This is a genomic window from Thermoanaerobaculia bacterium (assembly GCA_035717485.1).
GTDB lineage: Bacteria > Acidobacteriota > Thermoanaerobaculia > UBA5066 > DATFVB01 > DATFVB01.
This window is the reverse complement of sequence record DASTIQ010000145.1, coordinates 1-18,312: the sequence shown is the minus strand read 5'-3', so window position 1 is coordinate 18,312 and position 18,312 is coordinate 1. Positions and strand designations below refer to the sequence as shown.

The window sequence follows — 18,312 nt, the reverse complement described above, 5'->3', positions numbered from 1 at the left end:
CCTTCCCCATCGTGATCTCCGTTGAAAGGAGTTCGGGGCGCGGCCAGACGTGTTGGAAGACGCGCGCGGGCGACCGGGCCGGCGGGCAAGGCGTACCGGGGCGTACGTTGCGCCCGCCGGCCGGTCGCCCGCGTCCCGTATAACGACGCGTATGGTCCGCGCCCACCCATCAGAATAATTTGTCGATTCCGCCGTTCAGGTCGAGCAGCGTCCCGATGTTCTTCAGATTGAACACCAGCCGATAGTCGTGCCGCGACGGGAATCCCGTCACCGTGCTCCTCAGGTTCCGGATCTCCAGCAGGATCCTGTAGCACGACCCCTCGTACGACAGCAGCGTCCGGTCTTCCGCCATCAGCCGCTGCCGGACGTCGTAGTTCAACTGCGTGTCGAGCCTCCAGTGCTTCGAGAAGAGGTAGACGCCGGCGGAAGCGCGGATGAAATCGGAGTTCGGGTCGACGACCGGCGTTCCGGGCGGAGGCGGCGGGCCGGGCGGCGTCGTGATGACCGGGCGGGTCGCCGTCCACGTCAGGGCGGCGTATTCGGAGCCCCAGTTCGCCCCCGCCGCGAAGGAGAAGGAGGTCGTCCGCGACACCGACGCGTCGTAGGCGACCTGGGCGTCCAGATGGAACGCGGGAACCGGCGCGAGTCGGAGGAGTCCCTGGAACGGGCCGCGCCGGGCCGGCTCGACGACCGTCGCTCCCGCGAACGCGACGGTCTGGGGATCCTCGAAGTTGTACGTCTGAGAGAGCTCGAGAGTGGCCACTTCCTGGGCGGAGGGAGCGTTCTCGCCGCCCGCCTTGGCGAGGAGCCGGTTGACGAGCTTGTACGTGACGGCGTTCTGTCCGAACACAGAATCGATCTCGTCGAAGAGCGGGACCCGGTCGAGGCCGTTGACCGGGGAGACGTACGCATAGTCGACCCGCGGCTCGATGATGTGCTTCCATTTCGCGAACGGCCCGAACGAGAAATCGTAGATCCGCGAGAAGGACGGGCCGACGATCGACAGACCGGCTTCCCCGTATCGGCGCGTCAGCGTGTCCCCCGAGAAGTCCTGGCCCGTCGTCGTGAGCGGCGTGACCGAATCGGAGTACCACGTCAGCCGCCCCCCTCCGCGCGCCGTCAGCGACAGCCAGGGAATGTCCTTGATCGGAAGGGACAGGACCGGATGGAAATCTCCCCGCTCGTAGCTTCCGTGGGCCGCGTCCTTCCCGCGGTTGACGAAGAGCTCGGAAAACGAGGCGTCGAGCGCCGCGTAGAGCGGAGACGCGCCGAGCTTCGCGGTCCGGTGCGCGTATTCGAGGGAGGGCAGGCGCTCCTGCAGGACGGTCGACGCGAAGAGCGTCTCGGTCCGCTCGAGGCGCAGGTTCGCCGAATCGTCGCCGAAGTTCTTCGTGAGGAACGCCGTCGACTGGATCTGGCGTGCGGCATTGAGGTTGTAGGAGCGCTCGAAATCCTGGAGGAAATTCGCGTCCGAGTAGTCGCGGATCGAGACGACCGCCCGCGCGTCGCCGGGAAGGTCGCTCGACGTGTGGTCCAGCCGGAGCTTCCACCGCGTCGCGTGCCCCGTCGTGAGAACGCCGGTCGATCCGTCCGGAAGGGTGCAGAGCTGCGCCGGATCCGTCGCCGTTCCCGCCTCGCAGAGGGTTGCCGCGTTGTCGTGAGCGAGAAAGCCCTGGAAGACGCCGGCCGACTCCGCCGAGGGCGCCCACCGGAACTCCTGGCCGGCTCCGATCGCTCCGCGCGAGTACAGGTCGAGCTCCGTCGTCGCGTCGGTCGGCCGGCCCGTCACCCAGTAGTACGTGAGGCCGAGGAACGCGCCCCGGGTGTTGTTGTAGCCGAGTCCGGGCACGAGGAAGCCGGAGGTGCGGTCCTCCTTCGTCGGCCACAGCAGGTAGGGGGAATAGAGGAGCGGGACCTTCCGGGCGTGGAACGTCACGCCGTGCATGCGCGCGTAGTCGTCGAGCGTGATCGTCGCCTTCGTCATCGAAAAGGACCAGGCCGGGTCGGGCACCGAACAGGCCGTGAACACGCCGTCCTCGACGACGTACGTCGCCTCGCCGGTCTTCGCGATCGATTTCGCGATGATGTGGAACGTCGGCTGGAGATCCGCTTCGGCCTCTTCGATCGTGCCGGTCTTCTTCTCGAGGTCGAAGACCGCGCGCCGGCCGGCCATGCGGGTCGGGCCCTCGTCGATGACGACGTTGCCTTCCGCCGTGGCGATCTTCGACCGGCGATCGAACGTGAGCGTCTCCGCGCGCATTTCCACGTCCTGGTAGACGAGGTGCACGTCGCCCGTCGCCGTGCAGACGTCCAGGTTCTGTTCGCAGTCCTCGCGCGCGGCGGTCACCTTCACGGCTCCCCCCGGCCTGGGGGGCTTGATCTTCAGCTCGAACCGGGATTTCTCCTTGAAGCGCTGCGCGAACGGATCGCTGGCGTCGAACGAGTCCTGCGCGAGCTGGGCGAAGACGGGGATCGCGCCGAATCCGAGAACGGCGGCGGCGAGGAGCGTCTTTTTCAAGGCGAGGAGCGCGAGCGCTTTTCCCGCGCCGGTTCTACGACACGTCCATGACCGCGACGGAGTCCGCGACGTCGAATCCGCATCCGGTCTTCGTCCGGATCTCTTCCACGGAGACGCCGGGCGCCGTCTCGACGAGCACGAGCCCCTCGCCCTGCGGCCGGACGTCGAAGACGCACAGATCCGTGATGATCCGATGGACGCAGCGTCTTCCGGTGAACGGCAGCGTGCATTTTTCGAGGATCTTGGGCTTTCCGTCCCGCGAGACGTGCTCCATCGTGACGACGAGGCGCCGGGCGCCGGCCACGAGGTCCATCGCGCCGCCCATTCCCTTCACCATCTTGCCCGGAATCATGTAGTTCGCGATCGAGCCTTCCCGGTCGACCTGCATCGCGCCGAGGATCGACAGATCGATGTGCCCGCCGCGGATCATGGCAAAGGAATCCGCCGAGGAGAAGTACGACGCCCCGGGGAGCACCGTGACCGTCTCCTTCCCGGCATTGATGAGGTCGGGATCGACGTCGGCGTCGGCCGGATAAGGGCCGACGCCGAGGATGCCGTTCTCCGACTGGAGCACGACTTCCATTCCGGCCGGAATGTGGTTGGCGACGAGAGTCGGCATGCCGATGCCGAGATTGACGAAGAAGCCGTCGCGCAGCTCCTTCGTGGCGCGGCGGACGATCTGCTCCCGGTCGAGGGTCATGACTTTCTCACCGTCCGACGCTCGATCCGTTTCTGGCGCGGCGCGACGACGACCCGATGGACGAAGACGCCGGGAGTGTGGACGCACTCGGGGTCGAGGTCGCCCGGCTCGACGAGCTCCTCCACCTCCGCGATCGAGATCTTCCCGGCCGTCGCCGCCATCGGATTGAAGTTCCGCGCCGCTTTCCGGTAGACGAGATTGCCGTAGCGGTCGCCCTTCCACGCCGCGACGAGGGAGAAATCGCCCACGATCCCCCGCTCGAGCACGTACTCGCGCGCGCCGAACGTTCGCGTCTCCTTGCCGTCGGCGACGAGCGTGCCGACGCCCGTCGCCGTGTAGAAGCCGGGGATTCCGGCCCCCCCCGCGCGGATCCGTTCCGCGAGGGTTCCCTGGGGAACGAGCTCGACGTCGAGCTCGCCCGAGAGGAACTGCCGCTCGAACTCCGCGTTCTCCCCGACGTAGGACGACATCATCTTCCGGATCTGGCGCGTGCGAAGGAGGAGCCCGAGACCCCAGTCGTCGACGCCGCAGTTGTTCGAGACGACGGTGAGATCGCGCACGCCCTTCTCGACGAGCGCCTGGATCAGGTTCTCGGGAATGCCGCAGAGGCCGAAGCCGCCCACGACGAGCGTCGCCCCATCGAAGACGTCGGAGACCGCCTCACGCGCGGTCGGAACGACCTTGTCGATCACGCCGGACGATCATAGTGGCCGTCCGACGGGCGCGCAACGATCACCCATTCGAGGACCCCGAGATCGGGCGAGGCGCCACGGATCGCGGCGAGCTTCTCGAGGAGGCGTCGGCCCGCCGGCGGCGGGTCTCCGGCGATTCCGTCGATCGATTCGACCGCGTATCCGCACGCCTCGAAGAGATCGACGGCGGTGCGCCGCGTGAAGAACCGGACGTGCGTGCCGGACAGCGTCGAGTACGGCACGTAGTCGAAGCGATCCTCGAGGAGCCCGCCGATCACGGCCCAGTTCGCGACGTTCGGAACCGAAGCGATCACCCTCCCCTCCGCGGCGAGCCACGGCCGCACGCGCACGAGCGCGTCGGAGGGATCCTCCAGGTGTTCGAGCACGTCGCCGAAGAGAATCGCGTCGAACGAGCGTTCCCACCGTTCGGCGACCTCTTCGAGCTTCCGGCAGACGACGCGGTCGCAGGCGCGGGCGGCGATCGCGGCGTCTCCCGGATCGGGCTCGATTCCGACGATCTCCCGCACCCCGGCCGCCCGGAGCGCGGACGCCGTCGCGCCCTGGGAACAGCCGATGTCGAGGACGCGCGCCGCGCCGGCGCGGACCTTCGAAGCGAGGTCGGTTCGCGGAGAGGCGTCCATCGCGCCGTAGCGGTGGACGTAGGCGCCCGCGTCGGCGGCGAGCCGGCGACCCGCCGCCGCGAGCGCCGCCGGGAGGTCCGCGAGCGGGGTATCGCCCGGAACGCCCGCGAGCGCTTCGCGACGGATCGCGTACACGGGAAACGTCGAGGAAGAGAGCGGGAACGGAGGCGAGGATCCCCGGGCGGCCTGTTCCGCCACCCCTTCGAGCTCGGAGAGAGAGGCGTAGGCGAAGCCGGGCGGCCGACGCAGCTCCGCCAACTCCGATTCGTTGCTGACCGGGAACAGCACGGCGACGTCCGAAGCCTTCGCGAGCGAAGCCACGAGGCGTTCCTGCGCGGCGCGGGGAACGAGCGCCTCGGGGTCGGCGCACACGAACACGATCGCCGATTCGCCCGCCGCGTCGGCGACCCGCGCCGCCTCCCCGAACCGGACGCTTTCCCGGGCCGCGGGGACCTGCCGGAGGAGGCGGAGGGCGAGCCGACGCGACCACGGCGCCTCCGCGGCGAAGCGGGGAATGCCGCCGTAGACCCGATCGATGCCGATTCTTCCGGTCGAGGCGGTCATCGGCTCCCGGCGAATTCGAAGTCCGAATTTCGACGCCCGAAACCCGGGACCCGCACGAATTCCGAGATCGGGAAATTCGTGACGCGGATCTCCTACGCCTCCACGATCATCGCGGTCGCTTCGCCGCCGCCGATGCAGATCGAGGCCATGCCCCGCGCCTTCTTCTCCTGGCGCATCGCGTGGACGAGCGTGGTCAGGATCCGGGCGCCCGACGCGCCGATCGGATGGCCGAGGGCGACCGCCCCGCCGCGAACGTTGACCTTCGCGGGGTCGAGGTCCAGGTCGCGGATCGCGGCGAGGGCGACCGCGGCGAACGCTTCGTTGATCTCGAAGAGGTCGATGTCCGCCTTCGTCAGGCCGCTCTTCTGCCAGAGCTTCTTCATCGCGGCGATCGGCGCGGTCGTGAACCACTCCGGCGCCTGGGCCGCGCCCGCGTATCCCACGATCCGAGCGATCGGAGTCTTTCCGAGCGCCTTCGCCTTTTCGGCCGAACAGACGACGAGCGCCGCCGCCCCGTCGTTGATCTTCGACGAATTCGCCGCCGTCACCGCGCCGTTCTTCTGGAACGCGGGCTTCAACGTCGGCATCTTGTCGAGAGGCGCCGCGAAAGGCTCCTCGTCGCGGGCGACGACCTTCGGATCTCCCTTTTTCTGGGGCACCTCGACCTTCGAGATCTCGGCGTCGAATTTTCCGCTCGAATTCGCGTCCTGCGCGCGCCGGAACGACTCGAGCGCGAAGGCGTCGAGCTCCTCGCGCGTGAAGGCGTATTTCTCGACGCACAGCTCCGCGCAGTTGCCCATGTGCACGTTCTTGTACGGATCCCAGAGGCCGTCGTGCACCATCGAATCGATCAGCTCGCCGTTGCCCATGCGGTAGCCGGTGCGCGCCTTCGGCAGGAGATACGGCGCGTTCGACATCGACTCCATCCCGCCCGCGACCGCGAGGTCGTACTCCCCGGCGAGGATGCCGTTGGCCGCGTCCATGACGGCCCGCATCCCGGAGCCGCACACCTTGTGCAGCGTGACGCAGGGCACGGAATCGGGAACGCCGGCCCCGAGCGACGCCTGGCGCGCGGGCGCCTGACCGATGCCGGCCTGCAGGACGTTTCCGAAGATCACGGTCTCGACCTCGCCGGCGTCGACGCCCGCCGCCGCGAGCGCCGCGCGGATCGCCGACGAGCCGAGCTGCGGCGCGGTCAGCGCGGACAGGGAACCGAGAAAGGAACCGATCGGCGTTCGGGACGCCGAGAGGATGACGACTTCGCCTCGAGATTGCGGCACGGCTGTTTGCGCGCCGAACGGACGGCGCGAACCCTCCGCGGCGATCTTACCAAAGGGGAGGGAAATCCTTTTTTTCGTTGCAAATCGCTCGCGGCAACACTACAATGAAGCGACACGGCGACGTGGTCGCGTTCGAGAGGACAGACGGCATGTTCACCGCCCCTCCCGGAAGCCGCGGCGATCTTTTCCGACCGCTCTCCCCCCTTCCCGATCCGGGAAAACATCGATATCGAATGGAGGATCCGATGCGTCGAACCCGAGCGTCCGAAATGCCGGCGTACGCCCTTCGTCATGGCAGCCCCGACAAGGTTCCCGCCGAACCGATCGACGTCTTCGAGGTCGCCTGTCCCTCCTGCGACGCGACCCTGTGCGTCGAGCGGTCGCTCCTCTCGGTCGGACCGGAATTCGACTGCGCCTGCTGCGGGCACGAAATCGCTCTCACCCCGGCGGGAACGCTCCGTTCCGACCGCGGATTCCCGCGCGCGGTCGCGGGGTCTTGAGAGAGACCCAGCCCGGCGGCGCGCTGCTGCAGGCGTGTCTCTTCCCCGGACTCGAGGAAGAGATCGTCGTCTACCAGGCGCAGCGGCTCGCCGAGAAGATCGTGCGGCGTTCGGTCGCCGCCGGGATCGCCGGGGCGTTCTACCTCAAGGAAGTGCTTCCGCGAGGCGGCGTGCGCGAGGCGGTCGGCCGCGACGACCGCGATCTGCGGCGGGCGCTGCTCTCCCGCTGCGGCGGCTCGGTCGAGAACGTCCTCTTCGGCTGGACGGTCGCGGGAACGGCGCTCGAGGCCTATCGGCACGAGTGCTTCCTCTGGCACATCAAGGGAGGGGCGTTCGGCCGGCTCACGACACCCGCGCATCCGGCCGCGCCGAGCGGGGGGTGGGCGTCCTGCCCCGAATGCGGCGACGACGGCGGACGGCCCCCGTCGTTCCTTTCGGAGCGCGACACGGAGTTCGTTTCGGAACGCGACACGGGCGACGCCTGATCCCCGAAATCCCGGTCCGTTGCCCGAGCTGCGGCGAGGTCTCGGAGATCGCCGTCGATCCCTCCGGCGGCGCGCTCCAGCAATACACGGAAGACTGCCCGGTCTGCTGCCGCCCCTGGAAGGTCCGGGTGACGCTCGACGAGTGGGGCGATCCGGAGGTGGAAGTCTCCCCCGAGAACGACTGAGGACGCCGGCAGGGGCGTTCCCCATGCCGTAGAATCGCGGGATGCCCGATTCCCCGGAATCCCGCTGGGACGCGATCGTCGTCGGCGGCGGCCCCGCGGGCTCGACGGCGGCGCACCTGCTCGCCCGCGCCGGCCGCCGGGTCCTCGTTCTCGAGAAGGAAGCTTTTCCGCGGTTCCGGATCGGCGAGTCGCTCCTCCCCTTCTCGACGCCGATTTTCCAGAAGCTCGGCGTCCTCGACGAGATCAAGGAGCGTTTCCAGCACAAGCTCGGCGCCTACTTCACCGAAGAGGGGAAGGAGGCCGACCGGAAGGTGGTCTTCGCGGACGGCTTCAAGCGCGGCTACGGCCTCGCGTTCCAGGTCAAGCGCGCCGAGCTCGACGAGATCCTCCTCGAGGCGGCCGCGCGAGCGGGAGCCGAGGTCCGGTTCGGCTGGCGGGTGACCGCGTTCCGCCGGGAGGGCGCCGCGGTCGCCGGCGTCGACGCTCTCGATCCGGACGGAACGGCGCGCGCTCTCTCGGCGAAGATCGTCGTCGACGCGACCGGCCGCGCCGCCATGGGCGCCCGCTCCGAAGGCGGCATCGTCCCCGAGCACGAACTCCGCCGCGGAGCGCTGTTCACCCACTTCGCCAACGTCCCTCGCGGCGAGAACGAGACGCCGGGAGACATCCGCATGGTCGTCTTCGACCGCGGCTGGTGGTGGTTCATTCCCTTCCGGGACGGGACGTGGAGCGTCGGGGTCGTCAGCGACACGATTCCGTCCGGCGCGACGCTCGAAGAGCGGTTCGATCGGCTCGTCGAATCGAACGAGACGGTCCGGAACCGGCTGCGCGACGCCACGAGACTGATTCCGGTCGTCTCGGAGTCCGACTATTCCTACCGGGTCCGGAACCTCGTCGGCGACGGCTACGTCGCGATCGGCGACGCCGCGGGATTTCTCGACCCGATCTTCTCGTCGGGCGTCTTCCTCGCGATGGCGACCGGAGAAAAGGCGGCGGAAACGATCGACCGCGTCCTCGACCGGCGCGAGATCGTTCGAAGCTCGGACCTCCGGAGATACGAGCGCTTCGCGCGGAGCGGCTTCCAGCGCTTCCGCAAATACGTCGTCGGGTTCTACGAGCCGGCGTTCCGCGAAATCTTCTACAGCAAGCCGCCGGTCCGGGCGCTCTATTCCTCGGTCACGAGCATTCTCGCCGGCGGGGTGTTCGCGCGCTCCGGGCTTCTCCGCTTCTGGAGCAATCTCTTCCTCTTCTTCGCGGAACGCGAGATCCGGAAGGCTCGGAAGGCCCAGCCGGAGGCGGGCGCGTGACGCGGCGCGCGGCGCGTTTCGTTCTCTTCGCCATTCTCCTTTCCGCGCCGCTCTTCTCCGCGGAAAGCTTTCCGTCCCTCTTCACCGGAACGATCTCCGACAGCGAATGCGGGCTCGATCACACGCGGATGAAGGGGCAGCACCATCTTCCGAACGACGCGGTCTGCACGCGCGAGTGCTGCGAGAAGTACCGTCAGGAATACGTCCTCGCCGACCACGCGGGGGGCGACGTCTACCAGCTCGACGACCAGAAGGCGGCCCGCCGCTGGGCGAACCGCGTGGTTCGCGTTCTCGGCACGCTCGACGCGGAGTCCGGCACCATCCGCGTCGTCCGGATCGAGCCGGCGCGGTAACCCGTCGCGGAACGTCGCGCGGAAAACCTCGGAGCGAATTCGGCTCTCGACTCGCGACTCAGGACCCGTGACCGACGTCGTGCGCGAGCCCGCGCGTTCAATCTCTGGAGATCAGCAGTCCGATCAGCACCCCGAGTGCGATTCCGACCCCCAGAGAACCGAGAGCCACCCCGACGGAGTGCTCGTCGGCGTACTCCTTCGCGTTCTCGGACATCCGCTCCCATTCCCGGCCGACCCGTTCCCCCGCGGCGCGGCCGCGCGTTCGCGCCTCGTTCCAGAAGCTCTCCGAGCCGTCGCCGGAGCTCGCCGGAGCGTCTTCCACGGGAGCGGGTTTTTTGACGTCGTCCATGTCAGCCTCCATGGCCGACTATACGCTCCGGTGGAGCGCATCCGTCCGCCTTCGCCCGCGGGACTTCGCGGCGCGCGCGGTTTGAGCCCGGTCGCATCCTCCAGTACAGTCCCCGCGTGAAGCGCGGCCCCCTCGCCACACTTTTCGCGATCGTTTTCATCGACCTGATGGGATTCGGGATCGTGATCCCGCTCCTCCCGCTCTATGGAGAGCGCTACCGCCCGTCGGCCCTCGCGATGGGGCTGCTGCTCTCGGCGTTCTCGGCGACCCAGTTCGCGGCCGCGCCGGTTCTCGGGCGACTGTCGGACCGTTTCGGACGCAAGCCCGTGCTCCTCTTCTCGCTCGCCGGCTCGGTCGCGGGATATCTCCTCTTCGCGTTCGCGCACTCGCTCGCGATGCTGTTCGCGGCCCGCGTCATCGACGGAATTTCCGGCGGCAACATCTCGACGGCCCAGGCCTATGTCGCGGACGTGACGACGCCCGAAACGCGCGCGAAGGGCATGGGGATGATCGGCGCGGCGTTCGGCCTCGGTTTCATCTTCGGCCCGGCGATCGCCGGCGTCACCGTCCGGTGGGGAGAATGGGCGCCGGGGGTGGCGGCGGCCGTGATGTCGGCTCTCGCCTTCGTTGCGACCGCGATCTTCCTCCGGGAGCCGGAGCGGAGCCACGGCTCGGCGGTCGAACGGGGGCTCTCGGCCCTCGGCCGCGCCCTCCGGGACCGCTCGATCGCCTCGCTTCTCGCGATCTTCTTCCTCCTCACCTTCGCGTTCTCGAACTTCGAGGCGACGTTCGCGCAGTTTCTCCACGACGCGCTCGGGGCGACCCCCTCGCGCGTCGCGTTCCTCTTCGTCTACGTGGGCGTCCTGATCTCCCTCGTCCAGGGAGGAATGATCGGGCCGCTGACGCGCGCCCTCGGCGAGCGCCGCCTGGTCGTGGCGGGAGGCTTCGCCGTCGCCGTCGCGCTCGCGCTCATGCCGCTGTCCCTCGCAATGCCGCTCGTGATGGCGGCGCTCGTCCCCCTGACGGTGGGGATCGGAACGACGAACCCTTCTCTCTCCTCGCTCGTCTCGAAGGACGCGCGCGCCGAGGATCGCGGCACGGTGCTCGGCGCCTACCAGTCGGTTTCCGCGCTGGGGAGGATCCTCGGTCCCCTCTGGGGCGAGATCGCGTACTTCCGGTTCGGCCGCTTCGGGCCGCACTGGACGGGCGCGGCGATCGCCGCCGCCGCGGCGGCCCTGTCGCTGACGCTCAAGAGGAGCCGGTGAAGGTTTCGATCGAGGTGCCCTACCGCGACATCGATGCGATGGGGCACGTCAACAACGCGGTCTACTTCTCCTACTTCGAATTCGCCCGTCAGAAGTACTGGGAGGCGGCGGTCGGCCTCGAAAGCCACCTCGACATCGGATTCGTGATGGCCTCCGCCTCGATCGATTACCGCCTTCCCGCCCACATGCGCGACGTCCTCGAGGTCGAGATCCGGTGCCCCCGCATCGGCACGTCGTCGTTCGACTTCGCATACCGGATCACGCGCGGAAGCGAGCTCGTCGCGGAGGGGCGCAGCACCCAGGTGCTCTGGGACTGGCACGGCGGCGGCAAAAGGGTCTTCACCGATGCGCTGCGCCGCCGGATCGAGGAGTTCGAGGACGGGACGGCATCGCGCGGGGAGGTTCGATGAACGGGAACGTCGACGACGCGCTCAAAGCCTTCCCCGAGAGGGAACTCGAGCGTCTGATCGCGGTCCGCCGCGATCTCCACCGCCACCCCGAGCTCGGGTTCGAGGAAACCCGCACGGCCGGGATGGTCCGCGACCGCCTCGCCGAGACCCGTCTCGTTCCGAGCGTCGGCATCGGGCGCACCGGCGTCGTCGCCGATTTGGGCGAGGAAGGCGCCGCGCGCGTGATGATCCGCGCGGACATGGACGCTCTGCCGCTCGAAGAAGAGACCGGGGTCCCCTACGTCTCCTCCGTTCCCGGGAAGATGCACGCGTGCGGACACGACGGCCACGTCGCGATCGGGCTCGCCGTCGCGGAGCGGCTCGCGCGCGATCCCGCGGGAGGCGCTTTCCGCTCCCTCTTCCAGCCCGCCGAAGAAGGAGCCGGCGGCGCGCGCGCGATGGTCGACGACGGCGCCCTCGACGGCGTCTCGGCCGCGCTCGGCCTTCACCTCTGGAACCCGCTTCCCGTCGGAAAGATCGGCCTCGTCTCGGGCCCGCAGATGGCGGCGGTCGACGAGTTCGAGATCGTGGTGCGCGGGCCGGGCGGACATGGCGCCGCGCCCCACGAGACGTTCGACGCGGTCCTCGCCTCGGCAAGAATCGTCGAGTCCCTCCAGACGATCGTCGCGCGGGAGATCTCCCCTCTCGACCCCGCCGTCGTGACGGTCGGCGCGATCCACGGCGGAACCGCCTTCAACATCATCCCGAGAGAGGTGCGGATGAAGGGGACCGCGCGGTCGTTCTCGCCGGAGGCGCATGCCGCGCTCCCGGGGAAGATCGCGCGGATCGCCGAGGGCGTCGCGCGGGCGTGCGGCGTGACGGCGGAGATCGATTACCGGCGCATCAACGAGGCGACGGTCAACGACCGCTCGATCGCGGAGCTCGTCGCGGAGGCCGCCGAGGAGATCCTCGGCGCCGGATCCGTGGTCGAAACGCGCACCATGGGGGGCGAGGACATGTCGGTCTATCTCGCGCGCGTGCCGGGCTGCTTCTTCTTCGTCGGATCGGGACTGCCGGGAGCGTACCGTCCCCACCACTCTCCCGTCTTCGACTTCGACGAGCGGGCGCTCGCGGTCGGAACGTTGCTGCTGGAAGCGTGCGCGCGCCGACTGTCGGAACGCCTTCGCGGGTAACGGGCGCGGACCATACGCGCCGTTATACGGGACGCGGACGACCGTCCGCGCGCGTCTTCCCGCACGTCTGGCCGCGCCTCGGCGAGAGCCCCCGGAGGACGACGGCGAGCCCGTGTGGAATGATGCGCCTTCGATGATCGCCGTCCTCCTGGCGGCCTACCTCCTCGCGATGCTCGCGATCGGCCTGGCGTCGCGCCGCAAGGCGTCTGCCGGGGAGTCCGCGTTCTACGTCGCGGACCGCTCCTACGGACCGTTCCGCGGTTTCGTCGCGCTCGCGTCCACGACCACCGGCGGCTCGTCGACGCTCGTCTGCGCGGCCCTGGTCTGGCGGCACGGTCTTTCCGGGATCTGGATCGATCTCGCCGGGGCGGTCGGCCTCGCGCTCCTCGCGTTCGGGCTCGCCGGACGCGTTCGCCGGACGGGCGCCATGACCCTTCCCGAGATCGCGGGGCGCTTCTATGGCGCCGGCGCGCGAACGGCCGCGGGCGCGCTGGTCGCGATCGCGGAGGTGGTCTGGTTCGCCCTGCTCGTCGAAGCGTCCCAGGCCGTGCTGACCTCGATGACCGGGCTGCCGGCGACGCGGGCGCTCGTTCTCTCGGCCGCGGTCTTCATCGCCTACACCTCGCTCGGAGGTCAGTACGCGGTCGTCCGGACCGATTTCGTGCAGTATGCCCTCATGGTGGCGGGAATCCTCGGGATCGGCACTCTCGCCGCCGCCCGCGCGATCGGCGGCCGGTTCTCCCCTCCCGCCGGGAGCCTCGCCTTCCCCGTGTCGCCGACGCTCGGCTGGGGAGACGTGGGGGGATGGCTCCTCCTCGTCGGGTTGCCGCATCTCGTCGGCGGCGACGTTTACGCGAAGCTCCTGTCGTGCCGCGACTCGCGTTCCGCCCGTCTGGCCGCATCGGGCGCGGCGGCGTCGAAGGTGGCGTTCGGCGCGGCCGTCGCCTTCATCGCGCTCTCGGCGCGGCAACAGGGCCTGGCGCTCGGCTCGGACGCGCAGGCGCTTCCGGCCGCGCTCGGCGCCTTCGCCCCCGGGCTCCTCGGAGCGTTCGTCGCGGTCGCGCTCATCGCGACGATGCAGTCCTCGGCGGATTCCGTTCTCCTGACCGGAGCCTCGGTGGCCATCCGCGACGTCGCCCCGGCATTCGGCCGCCGGCCGGGCATCGCCGCCGCCCGCGCGATCGTTCCCGTGTTCGGCGCGGTCGGCCTCGTCATCGCCCTCCAGATGCGCGAAATCGTCGAGACGCTGCGTCTCGGATATTCGATCTTCGCCGCCGGCATGATCCTGCCGATCCTGTTCGGCTTCTTCCGGCCTCTCTGGGTGCCGGGCCGCGACGCGATCGCGGCGATGGTCACCGGAGGAGCCGTCGCTCTCGGAGGACGGTTCTTCCCCCCGCTCGGGCTCGGACGCGATCCCGTCGTCGCCGGAACCGCTGCGAACCTCGCGGTGCTCCTCTTCGCGATCGCGCGGACGCGCATCGCCGGGAAGTGCCCCGGCGACGTCGGCGCGGCTCCTTACCCGGCGTCCCGAGAGGAGACTTCCGGGGGGAGATCATGATCCCGCCGGCATCGGCGATTTTCGGCAGGCGGATACGCCGCCGGGCTAGAATTCGCCTTCCGATGAAACGTGCCGCGCTGTTGTCGGCTCTCCTTTGTGCGGCATGCTCCGGAACCGGGATTCACCTGCCGTTCGCGAGCGTCCATGCGCATGCCGTGCACCGGTTCTTTCCCGACCTCGACCGGCGGGAGAACGCGGTCCGCTACGGGCGGTGGAACGCCCTCGAGTCGGCGTGGATCGGCGGAATCACGCCGGAGGTGGACCGGCGGCTGGCCGTCTCGTTCCGGGAGACGATCCGCCGCCTTCCCGATTTTCCGCCCGACGCCCGGCTCTGCGCTCCGCTCCTCGCGCGCGCGGCCCCCGGCCTCTTCGGGGCGCTCGTCGAGGCGGACCGGTTGGAGCGGGAAGTCACCGACGCGCTCGCCGCGACCGATGCTTCTCCCGAGACGACCTCGTCGCGCGTCGAGAAGAGCCTCGACCGCTACCGCCGGTCGCGGTTCGTCCTCGCGTCGCCTCCCCCCGCCCCGGTCGATCCGCGGCTGGGCGAGCTCTCGACCGCCCGCCTGCTCCTCGAAGGCGACTCGCTCTTCGCGCATGCCGCCGAGGACCTCGCGGCCTCGGCCTTCCGGGCCCAGCGCTGGAAAATCAAGAACACGATCGAGCAGTACGACCGGGAGCTCGAAGCCCCGGCCGCGCCGCTCCAGGCTTCCTGGTACCGGACGTACGCGCCGACCTTCTCCGCGAGCTATCCGATCGCCGCGGAGCTCTTCGATCGCGCGACCCTCTTCCGGATCGAGGTCTTCGAGGCGCTCGCGTCGCCCACCCCCGCCGCGCGCCGGGAAGCCGTCCGGGCCGTCGGACGCCGGTACGGAGTCGAAAAATGATGCGCCGCGCATTCATCGCCGCCGTGCTCGCGGCGGCCGCCGCGGGGCTCGCCCACCCGGCGGCAGCGCAGGAAGTCTCGAACCTCGAGGCCGCGCGGCCGGTCGCGATGGAAGACGCCGCGCCGCTCGAGCGCGGGACCTATTCGGCGTCCGCCGACTACGCCTACGCGCGGCGCCTCGACAACGTCGACTATGCCGGCCCCGCCTTCTCGCTCGTGGCCGGGGTCCTCCGCGGGCTCGAGATCGGCGCCGACTCGCGGCTCCTCACGAATCCCACCATGAACGCCAGCCGCGGCATCGGATCCGGCGATCTCGACATCCACGCGCTCGCCGCGCTCCACACCGAGACGGACCACGCGCCCGCTCTCGCGGTCCGGGCCGACGGCATCCTCGCGACGGGATTCGCGTCGCACGGGACGAACGTCTCCGCGGAGCTCATCGCCACGCGCTCCTTCGAATCCTTCCGTCTTCACGCGACGGCGGGCGCCCTGTACGTCGGCAGCACGCGCCCCGACGAACGCCGTAACCGGGTCTACGGGCTCATCGGGTTCGACGCCCGGCCCTTCGGTCCCTGGCGCACCGACACGCTCGCGATGGCCGACGTCGTCGTCCGGCAGAGCGTGTTGACGGGAGGCAAGGTGTCGGTCGGCATCGAGCTCGGGCTGCGCCACCGCATCGGCCTGCAGACGCTCTTCTATGCGGGGATGGGCGGAGAGGTCGCGGGCGACCCGGACCGGGTGAGGTATCGCGGGCTTCTCGGCCTCACGCATACCTTCTGATCGGCCAACGGGCGATCCATCGAGCGATGCGGGCGCGTGCCGCCCGCCGCGTCCTCAACGTACGCTCACCGGTACGCTTCGGGATGCGGCGGACTGCCCGCATCCCACCTCGCTCGCGTCTCGCCGCGCCTCAGTGTTGCCGGTGCGAACGGCCTACCGTCGCCGGATACAACGATTGCCCAGTGAAATCCCGAGGCGCGGTCAGACGTGCCGGAAGACGGGTTCGGGCGGGGCCGGCCGGCGGGCAAGGCGTACCGGGGCGTACGTCGCGCCCGCCGGCGGACCCGACCGACCCGTATAACGGCGCGTATCACCGCGCCTCTCATTTCTTCCCGAAGAGGAGCCAGAGGATGGCCCCGCCCAGCGGGAAAAAGATCACCAGCAGGATCCAGATCACCTTGCGGGCGGTCGAGCGGCCGCTTTCCGCGATCTGGACGATCGAATAGACGTCGAGTGCGAGCACGAGGAGCGACGCGCATCCGTACACGCGGCCGAAGACGAAAGCGAGCGAAAGCGGCATCGTTCACCTCCTGCGCGGGAACCCGGTTTTTCGGTATCCTACCGCGGCTCTTCCGTCGAAAGGATGGCTCGATGATCCGCGAATTGCTCACCCCCGAGAACCGAGACTGGGTCGAGCGCGCCAGGGAGTGCGCCGAGAAATACGTCGCGCCGCACGCCGCCGAATGGGACCGGACCGCCGAGTACCCGTGGTCCGCCGTCGAGGGATTGAAGAAATACGACCTGTTCAAGGTCTGGATCCCGAAGGAATACGGGGGCGCCGGCGGGGGCGTGCTCAACCTCTGCCTGGTCGTGGAGGAGCTCTCGAAGGTGTGCGGGGGGTTCGGCGTCCTGTACGCCGTCAATTCGCTCGGCTCGTTCCCGATCATCCTCGGGGGCACGGAAGAACAGAAGCACGAATGGCTGCCGAAGATCGCGGGGGGCGAGAAGCTGATCGCGTTCGGGCTCTCGGAGAAGAAATCCGGCTCGGACGCGGGCTCGCTCTCCTGCCGCGCCGAGCGCCAGCCGGACGGGAGCTTCGTGGTCAACGGCGAGAAGAAGTGGAACACGAACGGCAACGCGGCGTCGCTCTACACCGTCTACGCGTCCACGAATCCGGAGCGCGGCTCGCGCGGCATCACCGCGTTCCTCGTCGAGAAAGGCCATCCCGGGTTCCGGATCGGGAAGAAGGAAGACCTGATGGGGATCCGGTGCGTCCCCGTCCACGAGCTGCACTTCGAGAACTGCTCGATTCCCGAAGCGCAGATCCTCGGCGGCAAGGAGGGCGGCGGATTCGCCAACGCCATGATGACGCTCGATCGGGCGCGCCCCGCCGTCGCCGCGCAGGCGCTCGGCCTCGCGCAGGGCGCCCTCGATCTCGCGATCCGCTACACGCGCGACCGGCAGCAGTTCGGCCAGTCCGTCGCCTCGTTCCAGGGCGTGCAGTGGATGCTCGCCGACATGGCGACGCGGATCGAGGCCGCCCGTCAGCTCATCTATGCCGCCGCTTCTGCGATCGACGCCGGCGTGAAGGGTTTCAGCAAGTACTCCGCGATGTGCAAGGTCTTCGCGACCGACGTCGCCATGGAAGTGACGACCAATGCCGTGCAGCTCTTCGGCGGGTACGGGTACTGCAAGGACTATCCGATCGAGAAGTACATGCGCGACGCCAAGATCACGCAGATCTACGAGGGAACCAACCAGATCCAGCGGCTCGTGATCGGTCGCGCCATCACCAAAGAAGCCGCCGGCTAGCGCCTCAACAGGCGCGGACCATCCATCGAGCCATACGGGCGCGTGAATCCCGCCCGCGGCCGCAACGTACGCCACGGTACGCCTTGGCCGCGGGCCGGGTTCCCCGCATCCCGTCTGGCTCGCGTCTGGCCGCGCCTCACGGTCATGAGGAGAGTTGATCCCTCGGCACGTCGCTTCTCCGAACGATGAATCAGACGATCCGGGTGCATTCGCTCCCCGCGAGTTCAGCGGCGCGTGGGGTCCGCTTCGACGATGCGGCGAACCAACGTTGCTAAACTGTCGCTCGTGCCGGTCATCGACGTCCACCTGCACGTCCAGCCCCATTCGGAGTTCAATGCCGAATCGCTGGAGTTCATCACGCGCGGGCGACGCGATCTGGAACGCTATTCCGAGATCGAGAATTCGCCCGAAGCGCTGCTCCGCTATTTCGACGAACAGGAGATCGAAGCGGGGTGCCTCATCAACTACGTCGCGCCCGATACCCTGGGCCTCTCGGAGAACGTCAACGCGTGGATCGCCGGATATTGCCGGAATCACCGCGACCGCCTGATCGCGGTCGGTTCCGTGCATCCGCGGTTCTCGAAGGACGGGTACGGAGACGCACGCCGGCTCTTCGACTCCGGCATCCGGATGATCAAGCTCCATCCCCCGCACCAGCTCTTCCGGGCCAACGCCCACCTCGACGGGAACGAGACTCTCGCCGGGATCTACCGCGCGGCCGAGGAGGCGGGCGTCCCCGTCATGATTCACACCGGGACGTCGATCTTCCCGTCCGCCCGAAACCGGTTCGCCGATCCCATGCCGGTCGACGACGTGGCCGTCGACTTTCCGAGGCTGCCGATCGTCCTGGCGCACTCGGGACGGCCGCTCTACGGCGAGCCCGCGTTCTTCCTGGCGCGGCGCCATCCCAACGTCTTC

General features: G+C 69.0%; 20 protein-coding genes. 13 read left to right on the top strand and 7 right to left on the bottom strand.

Annotation, left to right across the window (positions count from 1 at the left end):
• Positions 1–169: 169 nt before the first annotated feature.
• From lptD to VFS34_07535, 5 genes are all read right to left on the bottom strand, one after another.
• On the bottom strand, positions 170–2,518 hold the full coding sequence (lptD, locus tag VFS34_07555) for an LPS assembly protein LptD (protein HET9794302.1): 2,349 nt from the start codon (positions 2,516–2,518) through the stop codon (positions 170–172).
• A gap of 34 nt (positions 2,519–2,552) precedes the next feature.
• Positions 2,553–3,218 carry a CoA transferase subunit B gene (locus VFS34_07550; GenBank protein ID HET9794301.1) on the bottom strand — a complete coding sequence of 222 codons (666 nt, stop codon included), beginning with the start codon at positions 3,216–3,218 and terminating at the stop codon, positions 2,553–2,555.
• Entirely contained in the window at positions 3,215–3,907 is a 693-nt protein-coding gene (locus VFS34_07545; protein ID HET9794300.1) for a CoA transferase subunit A, read from the bottom strand. Before VFS34_07545 ends, VFS34_07550 begins: the two co-directional genes overlap by 4 nt.
• Positions 3,907–5,115 (bottom strand): class I SAM-dependent methyltransferase, encoded by a 1,209-nt coding sequence (locus VFS34_07540; protein ID HET9794299.1) that lies wholly within the window; start codon positions 5,113–5,115, stop codon positions 3,907–3,909. Before VFS34_07540 ends, VFS34_07545 begins: the two co-directional genes overlap by 1 nt.
• Before the next feature lie 92 nt (positions 5,116–5,207).
• Positions 5,208–6,395: a thiolase family protein gene (locus tag VFS34_07535; protein HET9794298.1), complete on the bottom strand. Its 1,188-nt coding sequence runs from the start codon at positions 6,393–6,395 to the stop codon at positions 5,208–5,210.
• A 245-nt stretch (positions 6,396–6,640) separates the two neighbouring features.
• Here VFS34_07535 and VFS34_07530 point away from each other — a divergent pair, with 245 nt between their 5' ends.
• Genes VFS34_07530 through VFS34_07510 form a run of 5 tightly spaced genes read left to right on the top strand, consistent with a single transcriptional unit; the run spans position 6,641 to position 9,225 of the window.
• A complete protein-coding gene (locus VFS34_07530) occupies positions 6,641–6,895 on the top strand; it encodes a hypothetical protein (protein ID HET9794297.1) in 255 nt (84 codons plus the stop codon).
• The gene (locus tag VFS34_07525; protein HET9794296.1) at positions 6,892–7,380 is read left to right on the top strand and encodes a hypothetical protein; all 489 of its coding nucleotides are present in this window, start codon (positions 6,892–6,894) and stop codon (positions 7,378–7,380) included. Before VFS34_07530 ends, VFS34_07525 begins: the two co-directional genes overlap by 4 nt.
• Complete coding sequence (locus tag VFS34_07520) at positions 7,377–7,565, top strand: CPXCG motif-containing cysteine-rich protein (GenBank protein ID HET9794295.1); 189 nt, start codon at positions 7,377–7,379, stop codon at positions 7,563–7,565. Before VFS34_07525 ends, VFS34_07520 begins: the two co-directional genes overlap by 4 nt.
• Positions 7,566–7,606: 41 nt before the next feature.
• Positions 7,607–8,872: an NAD(P)/FAD-dependent oxidoreductase gene (locus tag VFS34_07515; GenBank protein HET9794294.1), complete on the top strand. Its 1,266-nt coding sequence runs from the start codon at positions 7,607–7,609 to the stop codon at positions 8,870–8,872.
• Entirely contained in the window at positions 8,869–9,225 is a 357-nt protein-coding gene (locus VFS34_07510) for a DUF5818 domain-containing protein (protein HET9794293.1), read from the top strand. Before VFS34_07515 ends, VFS34_07510 begins: the two co-directional genes overlap by 4 nt.
• 97 nt (positions 9,226–9,322) lie before the next feature.
• On the opposite strand, the gene VFS34_07505 is transcribed toward VFS34_07510, so the two are convergent.
• On the bottom strand, positions 9,323–9,574 hold the full coding sequence (locus tag VFS34_07505) for a hypothetical protein (protein ID HET9794292.1): 252 nt from the start codon (positions 9,572–9,574) through the stop codon (positions 9,323–9,325).
• Between the two features lie 116 nt (positions 9,575–9,690).
• Here VFS34_07505 and VFS34_07500 point away from each other — a divergent pair, with 116 nt between their 5' ends.
• The 6 genes from VFS34_07500 (at position 9,691) to VFS34_07475 (ending at position 15,642) form a co-directional block, all read left to right on the top strand.
• Positions 9,691–10,839 (top strand): MFS transporter, encoded by a 1,149-nt coding sequence (locus VFS34_07500; protein HET9794291.1) that lies wholly within the window; start codon positions 9,691–9,693, stop codon positions 10,837–10,839.
• Positions 10,836–11,249 carry a thioesterase family protein gene (locus VFS34_07495; GenBank protein ID HET9794290.1) on the top strand — a complete coding sequence of 138 codons (414 nt, stop codon included), beginning with the start codon at positions 10,836–10,838 and terminating at the stop codon, positions 11,247–11,249. Before VFS34_07500 ends, VFS34_07495 begins: the two co-directional genes overlap by 4 nt.
• Positions 11,246–12,421 carry an amidohydrolase gene (locus VFS34_07490; GenBank protein HET9794289.1) on the top strand — a complete coding sequence of 392 codons (1,176 nt, stop codon included), beginning with the start codon at positions 11,246–11,248 and terminating at the stop codon, positions 12,419–12,421. The genes VFS34_07495 and VFS34_07490 overlap by 4 nt, the downstream gene beginning before the upstream one ends.
• 133 nt (positions 12,422–12,554) lie before the next feature.
• Positions 12,555–13,979, top strand: coding sequence for a sodium:solute symporter family protein (locus tag VFS34_07485; GenBank protein ID HET9794288.1), 1,425 nt, complete (start codon positions 12,555–12,557; stop codon positions 13,977–13,979).
• Positions 13,980–14,041: 62 nt separating this feature from the next.
• Positions 14,042–14,863, top strand: a complete 822-nt coding sequence (locus VFS34_07480; GenBank protein ID HET9794287.1) for a hypothetical protein — start codon at positions 14,042–14,044, stop codon at positions 14,861–14,863.
• A complete protein-coding gene (locus tag VFS34_07475; protein HET9794286.1) occupies positions 14,860–15,642 on the top strand; it encodes a hypothetical protein in 783 nt (260 codons plus the stop codon). The genes VFS34_07480 and VFS34_07475 overlap by 4 nt, the downstream gene beginning before the upstream one ends.
• 322 nt (positions 15,643–15,964) lie before the next feature.
• Here VFS34_07475 and VFS34_07470 read toward each other — a convergent pair whose 3' ends face one another.
• A complete protein-coding gene (locus tag VFS34_07470; protein ID HET9794285.1) occupies positions 15,965–16,162 on the bottom strand; it encodes a PLD nuclease N-terminal domain-containing protein in 198 nt (65 codons plus the stop codon).
• Between the two features lie 71 nt (positions 16,163–16,233).
• On the opposite strand from VFS34_07470, the gene VFS34_07465 reads away from it, so the two are divergent.
• Entirely contained in the window at positions 16,234–17,394 is a 1,161-nt protein-coding gene (locus tag VFS34_07465; GenBank protein HET9794284.1) for an acyl-CoA dehydrogenase family protein, read from the top strand.
• A gap of 252 nt (positions 17,395–17,646) precedes the next feature.
• Positions 17,647–18,312 (top strand): amidohydrolase family protein (locus VFS34_07460; protein HET9794283.1); only part of this gene is annotated, 666 nt, incomplete at its 3' end.